Here is a 17,825-nt window from a genome sequence, read left to right on the forward strand (position 1 = left end):
CTAGTTCGCGGCCGCGTTGACCTTCGGCGCGGCGACGTTGTCCTGCTCCAACTCCTCGGGCAATCCGGCGAAGCGCCTCAGCGCCTTCGCCATCTTCACGCGGCCGCTAACGCCGGTGATGATGACGTCGACCATCACGAACGACGAGTGGAAGTGACCTTGCGCCTTGAGCTGCTCGACCTTGACGCCGGCCTTGATCAGCGCGTCGCCATAGGCAATGCCCTCGTCGCGCAGCGGATCGAACTCGCTGGTCGCGATGAACGCCGGCGGCAGGCCTTCGAGCTTGCCGCGCAGCGGCGCGACGCGTGGATCGGTGCGGTCGGCCGGCGAGCAGTACAGATCCCAGAACCAGAACATCAGCCCGCGGGTCAGGAAATAGCCGGCCGCGTTGTCGACATAGGATGGCCGGTCGAAGGTCGAGTCGGTGACCGGGCAGATCAGGAGCTGGCCTGCGATCTCCGGCCCGCCGCGATCGCGCGCCAACTGGCAGGTGACGGCCGCGATGTTGCCGCCGGCGCTCCAGCCCGCGACCAGCACCGGACCGGCCCTGCCGCCGAGCTCGGCGGTGTGGGCCGCGATCCAGCGCGTCGCCGCATAGCCGTCCTCGGCCGCGGCCGGGAAGCGATGCTCGGGCGCGTGGCGATAGCCGACGCTGACGATGATCATGCCGGTGCGCCGGCATAGATCGCGGCAGAACGGGTCGTCCGACAGCTCGTCGCCGAGCACCCAGCCGCCGCCGTGGAAATACACCACGACCGGATGCGGCCCCGGCGTCGATGGCCGATACAGCTTGTAAGGCAGCGGGCCGTCCGCGCCCTGCAGCAGGCCGGTGCCGACCTCGCCGACCGGTCGTCCCGCGGGACGGCCCTTGTTGAACTCGGTGAGGAAGTCGCGCGCGCCCTGCGCGCCCATCGTCTCGAGCGGCGGCAGGTTCATCTCGCCGAGCAGGTTCAGCACCAGCCGCACGTCCGGCTGCAGCCGCACGATCTCGCCGTCATTGCACTGCTCGGCAACGCCGGGGCCCGAGAGCCTAAAGCCCAGCATGCCGCGGCCGACCACCTCGTTGCAGATGCTGCGATACGGACCGACGCCACCCGTGTAAGGCATCACGCCCTGCGGCTTGCCGGGCACGTTGGCGCCCGTGTACCAGGTGTTGGCGAGCCGGTGCAGCGTCAGCGTCGCGCAATCGGCCATGTGGCGTTCCCAGCCGGCCTGCGCGGCCTCGGTTGCCTCCATCGTGGTGAAGCCGGCATCGCGCAGCGCGGCGATCCGCTCGACCACCCAGTCGACATGCTGCTCGATCGAGACCGCCATGTTCGACAGCACCGACGGGCTGCCCGGGCCGGTGATCATGAACAAATTGGGGAAGCCCGCGACGGTGACGCCGAGATAGGTCTGCGGTCCGTGCGCCCAGACATCCGACAGCGACTTGCCGCCGCGGCCGGAGATCGGATGCACAGCCATGATCGCGCCGGTCATCGCGTCGAAGCCGGTGGCGAACACGATGACGTCGACATCGAAGCTGCGCCCGTTGGTCGAGATGCCGCTGGCGGTGATCGCCTTGATCGGCTCCTGCCGCAGGTTTACCAGCGTGACGTTCGGGCGGTTGTAGGTCGCATAGTAATTGGTATCGAGGCAGGGACGCTTGGCGCCGAACGGATGATCGTGCGGGGCCAGCGCCGCGGCGGTCTCCGGATCCTTGACCACGGCGCCGATCTTCTCGCGGATCAGGTCAGCGACGAGCTTGTTGCCGTCGACATCGACCGCCTGGTCGGCCCACAGCTGGGTCAGGATGTGCACGAGGTCACCCGCCGCCCACGCCTTCTCGAACCGCTCGCGGCGTTCGGCATCGCTCAATTGCCAGCTCACAACGGTCTGCTGCGGATAGGGCACGCCGGCCATCGACCAGCGCGCCTGCTCGCGATAGGCGGCGCGGTCGGTTTCGAAATAGGTCTTGCGATCCTCCGGCGACGGGCCGTTGCCGGCGGGCAATGCGAAATTCGGCGTGCGCTGGAACACGGTGAGTTGCGCGGCCTGCTCGGCGATCAACGGGATCGACTGGATGCCCGACGATCCGGTGCCGATCACGGCGACGCGCTTGCCCTTGAGATCGACGCCCTGATGCGGCCAGCGGCCGGTGAAATAGATTTCGCCCTTGAAGTCCTTGACGCCGTCGATCTCCGGCGGCTTCGGCGACGACAGGCAGCCGGTCGCCATGATGTAGTAGCGGCAGGAGACATTGGCGCCGTTGTTGGTCGAGATCTGCCAGCGCGCGGTCGCGTCATCCCAGGTCGCCTGCGTGACCTTGGTGCCGAACCTGATATCGCGGCGCAGATCGTAGCGGTCGGCAACGAAGCCGAGATAGCGCAGGATCTCCGGCTGGGTCGCGTATTTCTCCGACCAGGTCCACGCCTGATCGAGCTCCGGATCGAACGTGTAGCTGTAATCGATGGTCTGGATGTCGCAACGCGCGCCGGGATACCTGTTCCAGTACCAGGTGCCGCCGACATCGGCGCCCTCTTCGAGCGCGACTGCCGAGAAGCCCGCCTTGCGCAGCCGATGCAGCAGATAGAGACCCGCGAAACCGGCGCCGACGACCGCGACGTCGACTTGCTGCGTGGTTCCGCTGTGCGTGGAGTCCGAAGCGCGTGCTGCAACTGCTGCGTCTGGCATGCCATTCCTCCCGTATGTTTTGATTTTGCGGAAGGCTAGCCTTGTGCTTTCAGTTTGTCATCACGACAAACGCAATCTGAGGTCGCCGCAATTGTGACGTGCGCGGCCTGGAGCAGGATGCGCAGCGTGTGGACGCAAGTGTCGACGCGGTTGCAAACTCTGATCCGTCACCCTGAGGAGCGCGCCCTTGCGCGCGTCTCGAAGGGTCGACGGCCACCAGCGGGGCCGTACATCCTTCGAGACGCCGCTTCGCGGCTCCTCAGGATGACGGGTTTGGCACACGCCTCAAATCGACCGCATCAATCCGCCATCGACGCGGATGTTCTGGCCGGTGATGTAGCCCGCGCCGTCGGAGACCAGGAAGGCGATGGTCGCGGCGATCTCCTCCGCCTTGCCGTAGCGCTTCATCGGCACGCTGTCGCGGCGCTCGTCGGTTGCCGGCAGGCTGTCGATCCAGCCCGGCAGCACATTGTTCATGCGGACATTGCTGGCGGCGTAGCTGTCGGTGAACAGCTTGGTGAACGCGGCGAGCCCGGCGCGGAACACCGCCGAGGTCGGAAACATCGCGCTCGGCTCGAAGGCCCAGGCGGTGGAGATATTGACGATCGCGCCCGATTTCTGCGCCTGCATGTGAGGTGCGACGAGGCGCGTCGGACGGATCACGTTCATCAGATAGACGTCGAGACCGACGTGCCACTGCTCATCGGTCAATTCGAGCACGCCCGCACGCGGGCCGTGGCCGGCGCTGTTGACCAGCGCGTCGATGCGGCCCCAGCGCACCATCACGCCGTCGACGGCGCGCTTCAGATCATCGTTGGAACGGTTCGAGCCGGTGAAGCCGAGGCCGCCGAGCTCGCTGGCCAGCGCTTCGCCCTTGCCCGACGACGACAGGATCGCAACGCGAAATCCATCTGCGGCCAACCGCCGCGCCGCAGCAGCGCCCATGCCGCTGCCGCCCGCGGTGACGAGTGCGACTTTCCCTGCTGCCATGACTGATATCCCTGTTGGTGACGAGGCCGATGCTGATATTTGAGCATGATCTTTTCGGAAAACCGCTTCGCACTTTTCCGGATCATGCTCAGGTCTATCATCAAGGATCGCGCCGCGCGACACCCAGGGTGATGTCGGCGCTCACGACGAGGTCGCGGCAAGCGCAATCAAGACGACGAAGACGCCAAGCGGTACGAGGTGCGAGAAGTCGCGGTGGCGTAGAACAGTGAAAACCGCGGCCACAATGATAGCCGCCCCGAGGGCGATGCCGACAATGCGGCTGACGGGAAGCGCAATCAGAACGGCGCTGATGATTTCCAGTCCACCGGTAAGAATCCCCCACCAGATCGGGTAACCCCACCGGGCGAAATCGCTTTGCGTCGCGGACGTGCTGATCGCGTTGAAGACGACTGCGCCAAAGAAGCCGGCAGCGAGGAGCCAGATTGAAATGGCATGCATCATCTCAGGCTGCTCCCATGATCAAGGGGATAGCGGCAAGGATCATGATCACCGCCGTGAGACCGTGCATCCCGAAGGCACTCTTTGGGGAGCCTTTCGCGGCGAGAATGAGCAGCATGTCGCCGACCGGGATGATGGCTTCAACAAGCAGGATGAGGCCGACATCTCTCGGAGTGCCGAACGCCATGAACGCCAGCACGACCAATCCCGCGACAACGTCACGCACCCCTTTGAGGCGAAGCCACCAGGCGATGTTGGTGCCGCTTTCGGGAAGCGGCAGACCGAAACTGCGCGTCATGGTCCTCGGGCTCGCGACGTAGCCGATGCCGATCGCGATAATTCCGAGGGCGACGAGCAGTCCCGTGCCGAGCGCAAGCCATTGCATCACTCTGTTCTCCTTCTAGTAAAGGATATCTAGCATTGCTAGATAAATAGCATTGCTAGATTGTCAAGCATCGGTATGATTTTGAAATGGTTGAACCTTCCAGATTCGGGAGATCGAGGATTGGGTACCGCTGAGCGAAAAGGCAGAGACCGGGCTGCGCGCGAGCAGCGCATTGTCGCGGCCGCGCGGGCGATCGCGGAGCGCGAAGGATGGGATGCCGTTACGGTCCGCCGCCTCGCCGACGAGATCGAATACAGCCAGCCTGTCCTCTACTCCCATTTCACGAACCGGGATGCGATCGTTGCGGCAGTTGCAGTCGAGGGTTTCAAGGAACTCACGGCCGCACTTCGCGACGCGGCGAGCGGATCGACGGGACGAAACGCACTCAAGAACGTCGCTCTGGCCTATCTCGCCTTTGCGCTGGATCGTCCCGCGCTTTACGACGCCATGTTTGTCCTGCCAACGGATTTGCGGTTCGCCGAAGCTGGCACCAGACCCGAACTGCGGGCCGGTTTCGAAGCACTTGCGGCGGTCGTCGCGCCGTTTTGCGTCGAGGTCGCCGACGTGACCGAGACGTTTTGGGCAGCCCTTCATGGGGTCGCCACACTCGAACGTTCAGGCAGAATTCGGCCCAGCGCGCGCAACGAGCGCATCGCGCTTGTTGTGCGGGCGATCGTCGTTTCAGGAAAGAGGCCGCGTGCTGGTGGCTGAGACAGTTCGGACGCTTGCTGGCGAACTTGCTCGCGCGGAAAAATGAGCCGGTGGGCCTATGAATTCGAGGGGGATACCGCAGCGTGATGTAGACGCAGAATAAGTGCCGTCACGTCGCGCGGAAATCGTGCGCTTTGCCTCGCCGGATCAATTGAGGCATGGTGAGCATTGTCCTTTCACCATATCCGGACCACATGACCTCCCTCCTCCGACACCTCGTCATCGCGGCCGTGCTGCTGTTCGCCGGTCCCGCCGTCGCCCAGACCCGGTCCATCATCGTCGCCTCGACGACATCGACCGAGCAGTCCGGCCTGTTCGGCTATCTCCTGCCGCGCTTTTCGGAGACCTCGGGCATTGCAGTGAAGGTGGTCGCGGTCGGCACCGGACAGGCACTCGACATCGGACGGCGCGGCGATGCAGATGTCGTGTTCGTGCACGATCGCGTGGCCGAGGACAAATTCCTGGCCGAGGGTTTTGCGACCAGGCGATACGACGTGATGTACAATGATTTCGTGATCGTCGGCCCGAAGGCCGATCCGGCGCACATCGCCGGCGACAAGGATGTCGCGGACGCCCTGCGCAAGATTGCCGCGACCAAATCGCCCTTCGTCTCGCGCGGCGACCGTTCCGGAACACACGAGGCCGAGCTGCGGCTCTGGAAGGATGCCGGCGTCGATCTCGCTTCCGCAAAGGGGCAATGGTACCGCGAGATCGGCCAGGGCATGGGTCCGGCGCTCAACATGGCGGCGGCGACGAATGCCTATGTGCTGTCCGACCGCGGCACCTGGCTGTCGTTCAAGAACCGCGGCGAGCTCGCCGTGCTGACCGAAGGCGACCGGCGGCTGTTCAATCAGTACGGCGTGATGCTGGTCAATCCGGCGAAGCATCCGACGGTGAAGGCGGCGGACGGACAGGCCTTCATCGACTGGCTGATCTCGCCGGCCGGGCAGTCGATCATCGCCGGCTACAAGGTCGGCGGCGAGCAGCTATTTTTCCCCAACGCCGCGCACTAGCACAAACGCGACCGTGCTGACGCTGACGCTCAGCGCAAGCAGGATCACACCAAGACCGAGACCAAGCGCCAGTTCACCCTTGCTGGTCTCGAGCGCAATCGCGGTCGTCATCGTTCGCGTGTAGCCGCTGATATTGCCGCCCACGATGATGATGGCGCCGACCTCCGCAATGGCGCGGCCGAAGGCGGCGAGGAACGCGGTGAGCAGCGAGGCGCGCCCCAGCGAGAACACCAGCGCAAGGCTGCGCAGGCGCGACAGGCCATCGGTCCGGATCAGGTCGGCATATTCCGCCCACAGCAGCGCGATGGGACGATGCACCAGCGCCACCACGATCGGCGTGGCCAGGATGACCTGCGCCACCACCATCGCCGTCGGCGTGAACAACAGACCGGCGGAGCCCAGCGGCCCCGATCGCGACAGCAAGAGATAGAGCCCAAGGCCGACCACGACCGGCGGCAGGCCGAGACAGGCATTGGCCAGCACGATCACCGCCTGCCGGCCGCGAAATCTGGAGATCGCGAGCCAGCCGCCGATCGGCGCCCCGATCAGCAGCGCGAGCAGGCTCGCCAACAGGCTGACGCGCAACGACAGTGCCACAATCCCGAGCAACTCCGGATCGCGGCCGGCGATCAGTGAGACCGCCGCCGTGATCGACTGTGCGAAGTCATTCATCTTGCGGAAGCGATCGTTCGCTCAGGCCGGCGCGCCGTTCTTCAGCAGTTTGGCGATCGCCGCAACCAGCTCGTCGGGCGAGAACGGCTTGTTCAGCAGCACGCTGTCGGGCACGCCCCTCGTCGGCCACTCATCGCCGCCACCGCCGGTGATGTAGAGTACCGGGAACGACGGATCGATCTCACGGGCGCCGCGCGCCACACGCCAGCCATCGAGCCGGCCCAGCAGGCGGATGTCGGTGACCAGTGCACTGTATTTGGTGCGGAACGCCTTCAGCAGCGTCAGGGCTTCCTCGCCCGAGCCTGCGATCGCCGGCTCGTAGCCGCCATCCCTCAGGGCGTCCTCCACCATCATCTGAAGATCACGATCGTCTTCGATGACGAGAATGATCGGAGCGTCTTGCAAAGCTATCCCCCAGAAATCAGCCGGGTGCGCTCCCGGCTCCGAAGCATATGCAGAATAAAAGTGGCCACCGTTTGCACGGTGTCACCCAGTAATAATACGGGTATCAGACGCGTCCCTATTCGTCGGCGAATTCGTCTTCTTCGTTGACCCCCGCCTTACCCCGCGGGGCCGGCTTTCTGCCGCCAAGCGATCCTGTGACATAAGGTTCGCGCGTTGCATAGGGGTTACGGCCGCCGGCGCGCGCCGCGACCTCTTCGCCGGAGACGGCGGCGGGCTGGCAGATCAGGCGCCGGCTGGCTCGGCGCATCAGGTCCACATGGATGTGGTCGTAGTGATAGACGTTGGAACCCGGCGCCAGCACCGTGGTGAATTGCTGGCAGGCGGCGGCCTGGACATCGCGCAGGAAGCCCTGCTCTTCCGGCAGACCCTTCCAGCCATCCTTCACCGAGATGCGGCGGCCGTCAGACAGCGTGAAGGCCGCGATATCGAGCGCATTGCCGAACGCGTGCTCGGAAATATGCGCGTGCGAATTGCCGTTCATGCCGCGGCACGAGTAGGCCGAGATCTGCTTGATCTCGACGACGCGCGCGCCGAACCAGCGCTGTGCCGCCGGCTGCACGGAATCCGCGAGCCAGCGCTCGAGCACCGAGACGATCGGGCACGCCAGCGTCGCCGCCGGCTTCACCGCGACCGGGCCGACCGTCCCCACCGGGTTGCCGTTCGACGGACCGAGCCGCGGCGGCGGCGCGTCCTGAGGCTGCTGGGAATAGGGCGCAGGTGAATAAGGCGCGGCCGCGCCCTCGCGCTGCGGATTGCGCGGCAGGCCCGGATAATAGGGTCGCTCACCGCTTGCATCGGGCGAGCCTTCCGGCGGCAGGTCGATCTCGCCCTGCTGCGGCGGCACGCCGGGGGCCGACAGCGACACCGGTCCGTTCGGCTGGCGGCCATAGTTCGGCTGGCTGACGGCCTGATCGGAATACGGCGCCTGCGCGGGCGGCGGGCTGGGCTGACGATTGATCGGCCAACGCGGCTGGTTGCCGACCGACGCCGGTGGACGCAGGCTGTCGTCGGCAAATCCGTAAGCCGAGCTGGCTTCGCCGAGCGCGGCGACCTTGAGCGGGAACTCGGCGCCGCAGACACCGGGGCCGGAAATCGGATCGATGCGGACGAGGTCGGGTCCTTCTTTGACCGCGCCTGATTTCAGGCAAGCGGCCTCGGCCTCGGCCCGCCACGGTTCGCGCTCGGCAGTCTGGAACAGACCGCGGCCGCAACCAGCAAGCGACACAAGGACAAGGGAGCCGACGAGATACAAACGAACTCCACGCGTCATGGCGCGGAGGTTCTGCGAATTTGATTAAAAGACTCTTCAACGCAATTCGATGGAATGATTTCAGGCGTTCTTAACCATGCGCTGGAACCCGACACGCAACGCGCACCTTGCCCAGTGCTTGTTGCGTCGGCAACTGACGAAGGCGCCGCGTCACGCAACAGAGATGCGAGGAGATCGCCGCTCGTGTCGTGACGGAGATCGCATCGGCATTCGACATCCGTGTCCGGCGCAAATTCAGCTGGAGATAGTTGTTTCTAACATCACAACCGAAGTCGGGAACGGACGGACGGTATCCCGTACTGGTGGCGCATAGCTCCTTCGCGACGCCCTGGAATATATTTGCGACCGCTTCAACGCCTTGATTCGGCGTCTGTTTGAGCCACGCGCCGCAATGCGGCATTGCGCGGGAACACCGGGCCGGACAGCACCGCTGACTTTATCGGCCGGGAACCAGTTGCTAGCTTTTGCGTTAGTGCGGGCAGCGTTGTGTGAACCGAGGGAGTTTCCCAATGGATTTCGCGAGTCCTCTGCTGAGCAAGCTGAGCATTGTGGCCGCGTACATCGCGTTAGCCTTCGTCGGCGCCATCATTCTCGGCGTGTTCTAGAACATTCGACAGGCAGTGAGTTCAGCACCCGGCGGCCGCCCCCGCCGGGCGCTTTGCTGTTTTGCCGATGCTAACTCACCCGTCATCCTGAGGTGCAAGCGGAGCGAGCCTCGAAGGATGCACGGCCACAGTCGGGCGGTCGATCCTTCGAGACGGCGCTACGCGCCTCCTCAGGTTGACGGATCAGAGAGCGCCTCACCATCATTTCAAAAATTCGAGCAGCTCGATCCGGTGATGCCGCCGATCGTGAAATCGTGGCAGACGAGCCCGGGATTGTCCGGATCGGGATAGCCGTCATCGCGGCGGCGCGGTTCGCGGATGGTGTGACTGAAGCGCCAGCCGCGGGCGCGCATGCAGCTCTTGTATTGCCGCGACGTCGGCGTGCCGTTCTGCGGCGCGCCGAGCTGCGCATCGCAGACCGCGGCATCGACATGCAGCGCGTCGTCGCCGTGCCGCTGCTTCAGCATGTTGGTGTAGATGTCGTTGTCGGCATGGGCGGCGGCTACGCTGCCGGCGAGCAGCAGCGCGGCCAGGCGCAGGCGTTTCATGCTTGCCTCCATCGCTTGCGAAGACAGTGTTGATCTCTATCGGTCGCGCGCGACGGGACGGAAGGTTCGAAGGCGTCCGGTTACAAATTGGACATTTGCGCAGTCAGGAGCGCGGCTCGGGGCGGAGCTGCCCCTGCGTGATCACCCGTGCGCGCGAATGTGACACGCGGAGCCAGTCGGCGCCGGTGCAATAGAAGCGGCCGAGCACGCAGGATTCGACGCGCAATTTGTCCGCGCCCGTCAACGCGATCGTGCCGTAACGGATGTTGCCGCTGTCCCGGCTGTAGACGCCGCCGGTCCAGCGCGCGTCCTGCTTCGGCTTCATGTTGATCAGCACCGCTTCACCGAGATCGCGCGTGGTCCTGTCGAGCGCATAGCCGCACAGCGCGTTGCCGCAGCGACGAACGCGCACCAGGTTGTTGGCTTCGGTCTGCCAGTCGCCGACCGGGCCCTCGTCCGGCTCGTCCGTCTCGCGCGAGACGCGGATCACCGGCAACGCTGGACGCACGGGCGCTGCAGGCACCGCGGCCGGCGGCGGAGGCGGAGCTGCGACAACGGGCGGGGGCTGGGGCGTCGTCACGCGCGGCGGCGGTGGAGGTGATGGCGCAGCAGCCGGCGGCGGCGAGGCCGGAGCGGGCTTGTACACAATGACCGGCGGCGGCGCGGGTGGCGCAGCCGGTGGCGGCGGCGGGCTTGCGGCCGGCGTGACGGGTGCGAGCACCGGCTTCAGCGTGCGGCCATTGTCATCGTCGCGCCTCGCTCTGTCCGACACCGAGACGCAGGAGAGCGAGCGGCACCGCGTCGAATCGAGATGGACGCGATGACCGCCGATCGAAAACGAGATGCCCTCGCCGGCATGGGCGAACGGTGCGAGCAGCATCAGCGCGACGAGCAGGCAGGTGCGCTTCATCGAAGCCTCCAGAACATCCGATGACGCTTAAGGGTGCGGTGCTCACGGCGCAGTGACCTGCGTCACCGTGACGATCGCTCGTGACGATCCCTCGACTGCGCCCGCCGGCGTGATGCAGATCACAGAGGCTGGCCCCGCGGCCGCGTAGCGTCCGGACCGACCGATCCACTCCCGCCCAACGCCACGGAGACCCAGATGAAGAAGCTCGTTGCGATCGCTGCGCTGCTGATGGCCACCACGTCAGCGCATGCCGGCGGCACCGGCATCACCTTTGAGATCGACGGCCAGCGCGTCCATGTCGAGGCGCCGCGCAACTGCAGCGCACTGTCCTGCATCCGCATCTCGGCGCCGGGCTATAACGGCACGATCGGCGGCATCAGCAAGACTCTCGGCTCGAAGTCGTACGATGATGACGATGTCGCCGCGACGAGCTCGCCGCCGCTCGCGCCGCCGCCGGCGCCCGCCCCCGCGCCGGTTCAGGCCGCCGCGCCGCAGCCGGCCGCGCCGGTCGCCACCGCTGTCCCGCCGCCGCCTCCGCCCCCTGCGCCACCGGCGAATGTTGCGACGGTGGCCCCCGCGCCGGTCGACGCCGCACCCGCTGCGCCTGCAGCGGCTCCGGCCGCCACACGGCTTCCGCCGCAGCCGCAGGCCGCGACAGTTGCCGCAGCGCCGACCGGACCGATCGGCGTCTGGGCCACCGAAGAGAACAAGGGCAACGTCCGTGTCGAGGCCTGCGGCGCCAATCTCTGCGGCTATTCCGAGAAGACCAACGAACGCATCCTGATCAACATGAAGCCCGACGGCAGCAAGTGGAGCGGCCGCATCCACGATCCCGATTCCGGCCGCAACTACGACTCGACGATCGCGATGAAGGGCCCGAATGCGATGCGCGTGCAGGGCTGCGCCTTCGGCGGCATGTTCTGCGGCGGCCAGACCTGGAAGCGGGTCAGCTAGCACGTCGCATTTCCGGATCGCCCTGATGTCCGCTGCCGTGCAAACGGCCAGCGGACATCAGTTGTTTGCCCCTCGCCACCTCAGATCACGGTTGGTACCGGCCCGGCGATCGCTTCATGTCGATCGCCGGACGCGCTATAAGCGTCGCCGTGTCGAGGTTGATTTGAACCTGCGGGCGGCTTGCGATGGCGATGACGGCTCTTGAACTCGGGCTGCGGGGCGCGGTGGTCGCGCTGTTCCTGGTGGTTTGCGCGGTGCTGCTGCTGCGCTACGCGGCGGTGCATCGCGCCGCGCATTTGGGTGCCGCGATGGGCGCAGCCGGCGCGGCCTACGCGATTTCCACCGCGCCGTTCTTTCCCGCATCGTCATTCGGCTGGAGCTCCCCGTTCATCGCCTTCGCGATGGGCTCGCCGGTGATCTTTTGGCTGTGGGCGCGCGCGATGTTCGACGAGCGATTTGCGCTGCGGCCGTGGCACGCGGCGGTGTGGACGCTGCTCGCCGGTCTTGGCGTTATCAGCCATAATTGCTGGACGATCTGGCCCGATCTCGCCGGGCCGTGCGGCCGCGCCCTGGCGCTGGCGACGATCGCCTTCGCCGCGCTCGGGATCGCGCAAATTCCGAAGGGATGGCGCACCGTCGCGGCGACGGCGCGCGGCCGGATCCTGATCACACTGGTGATCGGCATCGGCCTGCAGATGATGTTCGCCGCGTCGGCTGGCCTCGCCGCAATTCCGACCCGGTCCATCAGCCTCAGCGCCGCGCTCGCCCTTGGCGCGTTCGCGCTGATCTCGATCTGGATGATGCTGTTCGATCCGCCCGAGAGCCAGCCGGCCGTCGCCGGCGGCAACGGCCAGGCCGCGCGGGGCGCACGCGCGCTTGCGCATGCCGGCCCGCCGGCGTCGAGCCAGGCCGCGCTCAATCACCTCAGACACCTGATGGCGACCGAGCGGACCTATCGGCAGGAGGGACTGACCATCGGCGTGCTCGCGGTCAAGCTCGGCATGCCGGAATACCGGTTGCGCAGCCTGATCAATGACGGGCTCGGCCACCGGAACTTCAATGCCTTCCTCAACCGCTACCGGCTCGACGAGGCCAAGGCGGCGCTCGCCGATGCCAGCCAGGCGGAGGTGCCGGTACTGACGATTGCGCTCGATGCCGGGTTCCAGTCGCTGGCGCCGTTCAACCGCGCCTTCAAGGCTGACACCGGGCTGACGCCGACCGAGTTTCGCCGCCAGGCGATCGCCGGGCAAACCGCGGATGCGGCGGAAATCGTTCGGTCGGAGTGAGAATTCGCTCCTCGATTTCAGAAATCGATAGGCTTGCAGCCCCACAATCTGCCTAGCTGCGCCGACGCAGACGCCGCGTCGCGGCAAGGCGTGATCAGGCGTGACAAAGGCAAGCGGAGCGCAACGGCCCATGAAGCATTTCCTCACCGCGGCAAGGCTGCTGGCCCTCGACCTGGCCTCGACCCTCGTCTTTCTTGTTCTGTTCCTGCTGACGCACAACACCGCGCTCTCGGTCGGCCTCGGCATCGGGTTCGGCGTCTTGCAGATCGGCCTCCAGATCATGCGCGGCAAGCGGATCGACACCATGGAATGGCTGAGCCTGTTCCTGGTGGTCACCGCGGGCACCGCGACGCTCCTCACCAATGACCCGCGCTTTGTGCTGTTCAAGCCGAGCGTGATCTACGCCATCGTCGGCGTCGTGATGCTGAAGCCCGGCTGGCTCAACCGCTATCTGCCCGCGATCGCGCAGAAAGTGGTGCCCGATGTCGCCGTCAAGGTCGGCTACGTCTGGTCGGGGCTGATGTTCGTCTCGGCCGCGGTGAACGCCTTCGTCGCGCTGACCTGCGAGATCACGACATGGGCCGTCGTGATGCCGATCTTCGGCATCGTCAGCAAGATCGTGGTGTTCCTCGGTGGCTTTGCCGCGCTCCGCCTCACCGCCCGGCGCCGCATCCGCGCCATGCCCGAAGCCGAGCGCGAAGCCGTGCTCGCGCTCGAGGGGGCCCCGGCGGCCCGCGGTGCCGTAACGGCGGATCTCACGCCGTCCGCGAGCGGTTAACGAAACAAACCGGCGCGCGACGAAACCATTTTGCCGGGCGCACGAAGAAAAGCTGAAACCAAGCCTCCCTAGTGATGCGCTCGACGACGCGCTGCATCGGCGCGATCACCACAAGGGGGACACCATGGCTTTCACCGCTTCCGCGCTTCGTCACGGCAAACTGCTGGCGGCAACAGCGTTCACGCTCGGTCTGTTGACCTCGGCGTCCTATGCCTACACCGACGAGCAGCAGCAGATGTGCACCGGCGACGCGATGCGGCTGTGCAGCTCGGAAATCCCCGATGTCGATCGCGTCACCGCCTGCATGGTCCGCCAGCGCGCGCTGCTCAGCGACGGATGCAAGGCCGTATTCCACTACGTGCCGCCCGCCACCGCCGCCCAGCCCGCAAGCTATTTGCCCGCAGCCAAGCCGGCGAAGCCGCTCAACATCACCCCGCACAAGCGCGGCTGATCCAACCCCTTCCCGACCAACGAATGAGCACCGCCTCCCGCAGGGAGCGCGGTGCTTGATCGTTCCGGTCCGCCATGACAACAAGGCAGGACCGTTCATTCGGCATTCAGCCTGACGCGGCTCAATTGCCGATCCCCAATGCCTCCCCGGGAATCGATGGTGATGCGCCGCACCTTTCTCTTTGCGCTTCTGCTTGGTGCCGGCGTCGCCATGGGTTGGCATGCAACGGCCAATGCCGCGCCCGACCTGACGCAGCTCGCACAAGCGCAGCCCGCGCCTTCGGCCACCCCGGCGCCGACCGCAACGCCGGCTACTCCTGCTCCCGCAACACCTGCGCCCGCAGCTCCGCCAGCTGCGAGTGCGCAACCCGCTGCGCCCGAGCCGATCGGCAACGTCGCGACGCTAACCGGAACGGCGACCGTCACGCGCAACAACACCACGACGCCGCTGCAGATCCGCGACGACATCTTTGCCAATGACGACGTCGCCACATCGGCGACCTCCTCGCTCGGCATCACCTTCAACGACGGCACCACCTTCAACCTGCGCGCCAATGCCAGGATCACGATCGACAACTACGTCTACGAGGACGGCGGCCAGCAGAACGCCGCGCTGTTCAACGTCGCCAAGGGAACGGCGGCCTTCGTCGCCGCCGCCGTCGCCAAGACCGGCGACATGAAGATCTCGACGCCGACCGCAACCCTCGGCATCCGCGGCACCACCGGCCTTGTCGAAGTGCCCGAAGGCGCCACCGCGACCAGCAACAATGTCGGCATCAAGCTCTATCCCGACGCCGATGGGCATGTCGGCCGCATCGAGGTCAACGACCGCGCAGGCGCCTCGCTCGGCGTGCTGACGCGCGGCGCGAGCGGCTTTGCGATTCGTCCCGGCAGCGGCGGCACCCGCTTTGCCGCCGTGCCACTGACGATCTCGCCGCAGCAGATGACGCGCGACCAGGGTTTCGTGCGCGCGGTGCATTCCGCGCAGACGCTGGGCCGCCAGGTCGTGACCGAGCAGCGCGACTTCCGCAGAGCCAATCCGGACTTCCGCCGGACCAATCCTGCCGCGCCCTATCCGAACCGCGGCCAGCCGGTGCAGCCGAACCCGCAGCGTCAGAACGGCCTGCCGGGCCAGAACCGCAACGCTCCGCAGCAGCCGGGTCAGCAGAATCGTCCGGGCCAGTTGCAGCAGCCCGGTCAGCAAAATCGTCCCGGCCAGCCGCAGCAACCCGGCACACCCGGACGGCAAGGCTCGCAGCAGCCGGGCACGCAGCAACAAGGCGGCGCACAGCACGCGCTGCCCGGCCAGCCCGGCGGCACCACGCTGCCGCACGCGCCCGGCGTCCAGACGCCGGCCGGACAGCAGCAGCCTGCGGGACAACAGCCCGCACGTCAGGGCGGCGCGACGCAGCCCGGCGGACAACAGCCGCCTGCACGTCAGGGCGGGCTGCAGCCCGGACGCACACAGCCGCCGGGCGGCGTGCGCCAGCCAGGACAGCCAGCGACTCACCCGGCTCATCAACCCGGTGTGCCGCGACAAGGCGCGACGCAGCCTGCACCGCTGGCACCCGGCCAGGCGCGGCCCGGCATTCAGCAGGCTGTACCAGGCGTGCGCCCCGGCATGCAACGGCCCGCCGAGCAGGCGCGCCCAGCCTTCCAGCAACGGCGCGCACCGCCGCCGCGTGCGGCGAGGCCGCAGCCCAAGGACAAGCGCCATAACTGAGCGATCGCATGGGCTCCTGCGATTGAACCAACGAATATGGCGCCGGCGAGAACGCCGGCGCCACGCTGAGATCGACGAATAGCCCGCGCGAGCTCAGCCCCGCCTGGTGATCACAGCCTCCAAATATTCGCTGGGGATGACCAGCGTGCCGTCCTTGGCGACATTGAACTGGTCCATCAGGCCCAGCATGTCGGTCGCGAGCAATTGCTGCTTGACGGGATCGATCGAGCCGAACGCCTTCAGCACCGGACCGTAATAGGTGCGGAAGATCTCGAGGAAATGCTCGCGCGACCGGTAGCGGAAATTGAAATGCCTGCGCTTGGCATCAACCGTCGTCGGCGGGCCAAACAAGGCGCCGAGATGCGCCTCGGTGCCCCACAGCGCGGGAGATTTCACTCCCGGCGCCGGCGGCACATATTTCCCGATGGTCTTGAACAGCTGGCCGATGAAGCCCTCCGGCGTCCAGCTCGCCAAGCCGATCTTGCCGCCGATGCGGCAGACGCGGCGCAGTTCGTTCGCCGCCTGCTGCTGATCGGCGGTGAACATGACCCCGAAGGTCGACAGCACCACATCGAAGCTCGCATCGGCAAACGGCAGCTTCTCCGCGTCCGCTTCCTGGAAGGTGACGGCGAGATGCTCCGCGGCCGCCCGCTCGCGGCCACGTTCGAGCAACGCCGCGACGTAATCGGTCGAGACCACGTCGGCAAAGCGCCGCGCGGCGGCGAGCGTCGCATTGCCGTTGCCGGCGGCGACGTCAAGCACCATTTGATTGCTGCGCAGGTCGACGGCCTCGCAGAGCGTTTCGCCGACGATCTGAAGCGTGGTGCCGACGATCGCGTAGTCACCCGAACTCCAGGTGGCTTGCTGGCGTGCCTTGACGGCGGCGAGATCGACGACAGGGATTTCGGTCTGAACGTTCATATGCTTCTCCTTTGAAAAAGTAGCGCGGCTCGCGGCGAGGCGGCTGGCTTCGCCGGAAATCCGCACCGTGCGGTGCAGTGACTTCAATGTGCTGCGTGCTACGTGCGATAGCCGAGAAGCGCCGGGATGGTGGATGCGGCAACGATGCTCCAATCGGTGCGATGCCTGCAGCCATGCCCGCTATGCTGGGTCCGGACCGCTTGCTTGACCAGGGCTGCGCGATGCTCGCGAACGACAGGCTCCTCCGCTCTCGTGAACACGGGCGAGGACAACCCTGCGATCATCAGCCCGAGCACTGCGCTTCGAATGATCGGTCGGGAGCAACGGATGCCGGCGGCCTTCGACCGCCGCCCACCGCGCGGCATCAAGCCACTGGCTTGCCGCTCGCGGTGCGCGAGCATGCCTGCGACCGATTGATCGACTAGTCTGCGGATGCGCAAAAGCAGGATTGAAAAATGCCTTCGCACCGAACTTGACACGGACTCCATGAATGAAATCGGCATAATCGTTTCCTTGATCGAATAGAAATGGCGGCCCGGATCTTGGTTTGGCCGGGATGCGCCATGCGACGCCTCGCCAGGCGTCATTCGGCTGCAATGGGCGGTTCGACGGGATCACCGCGCACCACCACGGTTGCCGCGACCTTGTAGAATTCCTCGCCCGGCATGCCGACGCAGCGCGCGTGCTCGCGGATCGAGTCACCGTCACGCGCCTCGTATATGCAGAACGTGCCAATGCGACCATCCGCCTCATGCACCACATAGCTGCGGATCCAGCGGACGCGGTCGGGCATCTGCTCGTCGCCGATCCGCGCGGACGTTGCGCCGGCGAGTTCCAGTTCGCCCATGTTCGCCCAAGCGCTTGGACGGCGAATGACATAGAGTTCCATCGAAATCTCCTGAGTTGCGACGGTTGAACCGCAGGGCTGCGGTGATCGCGGCCATGGTCAGCTATAGACGCCGTCGACGCCAACTGTCCTTACCGCGGGCTGATCATTGTCTGATCTTTGCCT

At 66.1% G+C, this 17,825-nt stretch carries 19 protein-coding genes; 7 read left to right on the forward strand and 12 right to left on the reverse strand.

Going from position 1 to position 17,825, the window contains the following annotated elements:
• From FBZ93_RS28950 to FBZ93_RS28965, 4 genes are all read right to left on the reverse strand, one after another.
• Positions 1-2,673, reverse strand: a complete 2,673-nt coding sequence (locus tag FBZ93_RS28950) for a flavin-containing monooxygenase (RefSeq protein ID WP_146990675.1) — start codon at positions 2,671-2,673, stop codon at positions 1-3.
• A gap of 285 nt (positions 2,674-2,958) precedes the next feature.
• Positions 2,959-3,663, reverse strand: coding sequence for an SDR family oxidoreductase (locus FBZ93_RS28955; protein WP_146990677.1), 705 nt, complete (start codon positions 3,661-3,663; stop codon positions 2,959-2,961).
• Between the two features lie 141 nt (positions 3,664-3,804).
• A complete protein-coding gene (locus tag FBZ93_RS28960) occupies positions 3,805-4,125 on the reverse strand; it encodes a DoxX family protein (RefSeq protein WP_146990679.1) in 321 nt (106 codons plus the stop codon).
• Between the two features lies 1 nt (position 4,126).
• Complete coding sequence (locus FBZ93_RS28965; RefSeq protein WP_146990680.1) at positions 4,127-4,507, reverse strand: DUF4267 domain-containing protein; 381 nt, start codon at positions 4,505-4,507, stop codon at positions 4,127-4,129.
• 120 nt (positions 4,508-4,627) lie between these two features.
• Between FBZ93_RS28965 and FBZ93_RS28970 the strand changes: the two genes are divergently transcribed.
• Together FBZ93_RS28970 and FBZ93_RS28975 are read left to right on the forward strand one after the other, a co-directional pair.
• Complete coding sequence (locus FBZ93_RS28970; protein WP_146990682.1) at positions 4,628-5,218, forward strand: TetR/AcrR family transcriptional regulator; 591 nt, start codon at positions 4,628-4,630, stop codon at positions 5,216-5,218.
• A 194-nt stretch (positions 5,219-5,412) separates the two neighbouring features.
• Complete coding sequence (locus FBZ93_RS28975) at positions 5,413-6,231, forward strand: extracellular solute-binding protein (RefSeq protein ID WP_146990684.1); 819 nt, start codon at positions 5,413-5,415, stop codon at positions 6,229-6,231.
• On the opposite strand, the gene FBZ93_RS28980 is transcribed toward FBZ93_RS28975, so the two are convergent.
• The 5 genes from FBZ93_RS28980 to FBZ93_RS29000 form a co-directional block, all read right to left on the reverse strand.
• On the reverse strand, positions 6,205-6,903 hold the full coding sequence (locus FBZ93_RS28980) for an ABC transporter permease (protein ID WP_146990686.1): 699 nt from the start codon (positions 6,901-6,903) through the stop codon (positions 6,205-6,207). The two genes, FBZ93_RS28975 and FBZ93_RS28980, sit on opposite strands and share 27 nt — an antisense overlap.
• A gap of 21 nt (positions 6,904-6,924) precedes the next feature.
• The gene (locus tag FBZ93_RS28985; protein WP_146990688.1) at positions 6,925-7,308 is read right to left on the reverse strand and encodes a response regulator; all 384 of its coding nucleotides are present in this window, start codon (positions 7,306-7,308) and stop codon (positions 6,925-6,927) included.
• A gap of 115 nt (positions 7,309-7,423) precedes the next feature.
• Positions 7,424-8,638, reverse strand: coding sequence for an extensin-like domain-containing protein (locus FBZ93_RS28990; protein ID WP_146990690.1), 1,215 nt, complete (start codon positions 8,636-8,638; stop codon positions 7,424-7,426).
• Between the two features lie 811 nt (positions 8,639-9,449).
• Positions 9,450-9,791 (reverse strand): hypothetical protein, encoded by a 342-nt coding sequence (locus tag FBZ93_RS28995; RefSeq protein ID WP_146990692.1) that lies wholly within the window; start codon positions 9,789-9,791, stop codon positions 9,450-9,452.
• Positions 9,792-9,894: 103 nt separating this feature from the next.
• Complete coding sequence (locus tag FBZ93_RS29000) at positions 9,895-10,701, reverse strand: DUF2147 domain-containing protein (RefSeq protein WP_146990694.1); 807 nt, start codon at positions 10,699-10,701, stop codon at positions 9,895-9,897.
• Between the two features lie 195 nt (positions 10,702-10,896).
• Between FBZ93_RS29000 and FBZ93_RS29005 the strand changes: the two genes are divergently transcribed.
• The 5 genes from FBZ93_RS29005 to FBZ93_RS29025 all read left to right on the forward strand — a co-directional run bounded on the left by FBZ93_RS29005 (position 10,897) and on the right by FBZ93_RS29025 (position 15,892).
• Complete coding sequence (locus FBZ93_RS29005) at positions 10,897-11,655, forward strand: DUF2147 domain-containing protein (protein ID WP_146990696.1); 759 nt, start codon at positions 10,897-10,899, stop codon at positions 11,653-11,655.
• Between the two features lie 185 nt (positions 11,656-11,840).
• The gene (locus FBZ93_RS29010; RefSeq protein WP_146990698.1) at positions 11,841-12,941 is read left to right on the forward strand and encodes an AraC family transcriptional regulator; all 1,101 of its coding nucleotides are present in this window, start codon (positions 11,841-11,843) and stop codon (positions 12,939-12,941) included.
• Positions 12,942-13,071: 130 nt separating this feature from the next.
• Complete coding sequence (locus FBZ93_RS29015; RefSeq protein WP_146990700.1) at positions 13,072-13,719, forward strand: inner membrane-spanning protein YciB; 648 nt, start codon at positions 13,072-13,074, stop codon at positions 13,717-13,719.
• Positions 13,720-13,843: 124 nt separating this feature from the next.
• Positions 13,844-14,170: a hypothetical protein gene (locus FBZ93_RS29020; RefSeq protein WP_246667691.1), complete on the forward strand. Its 327-nt coding sequence runs from the start codon at positions 13,844-13,846 to the stop codon at positions 14,168-14,170.
• Between the two features lie 156 nt (positions 14,171-14,326).
• A complete protein-coding gene (locus tag FBZ93_RS29025; RefSeq protein WP_146990899.1) occupies positions 14,327-15,892 on the forward strand; it encodes a FecR domain-containing protein in 1,566 nt (521 codons plus the stop codon).
• Positions 15,893-15,985: 93 nt separating this feature from the next.
• Here FBZ93_RS29025 and FBZ93_RS29030 read toward each other — a convergent pair whose 3' ends face one another.
• The 3 genes from FBZ93_RS29030 to FBZ93_RS29040 form a co-directional block, all read right to left on the reverse strand.
• Entirely contained in the window at positions 15,986-16,813 is an 828-nt protein-coding gene (locus FBZ93_RS29030) for a class I SAM-dependent methyltransferase (RefSeq protein ID WP_146990704.1), read from the reverse strand.
• A 98-nt stretch (positions 16,814-16,911) separates the two neighbouring features.
• Positions 16,912-17,400 carry a hypothetical protein gene (locus FBZ93_RS29035; protein WP_146990706.1) on the reverse strand — a complete coding sequence of 163 codons (489 nt, stop codon included), beginning with the start codon at positions 17,398-17,400 and terminating at the stop codon, positions 16,912-16,914.
• A complete protein-coding gene (locus FBZ93_RS29040) occupies positions 17,397-17,702 on the reverse strand; it encodes a nickel-binding protein (protein ID WP_050424385.1) in 306 nt (101 codons plus the stop codon). Before FBZ93_RS29040 ends, FBZ93_RS29035 begins: the two co-directional genes overlap by 4 nt.
• Positions 17,703-17,825 lie beyond the last annotated feature (123 nt).

The organism is Bradyrhizobium macuxiense (assembly GCF_007993935.1).
Taxonomy (GTDB): Bacteria; Pseudomonadota; Alphaproteobacteria; order Rhizobiales; family Xanthobacteraceae; genus Bradyrhizobium; species Bradyrhizobium macuxiense_A.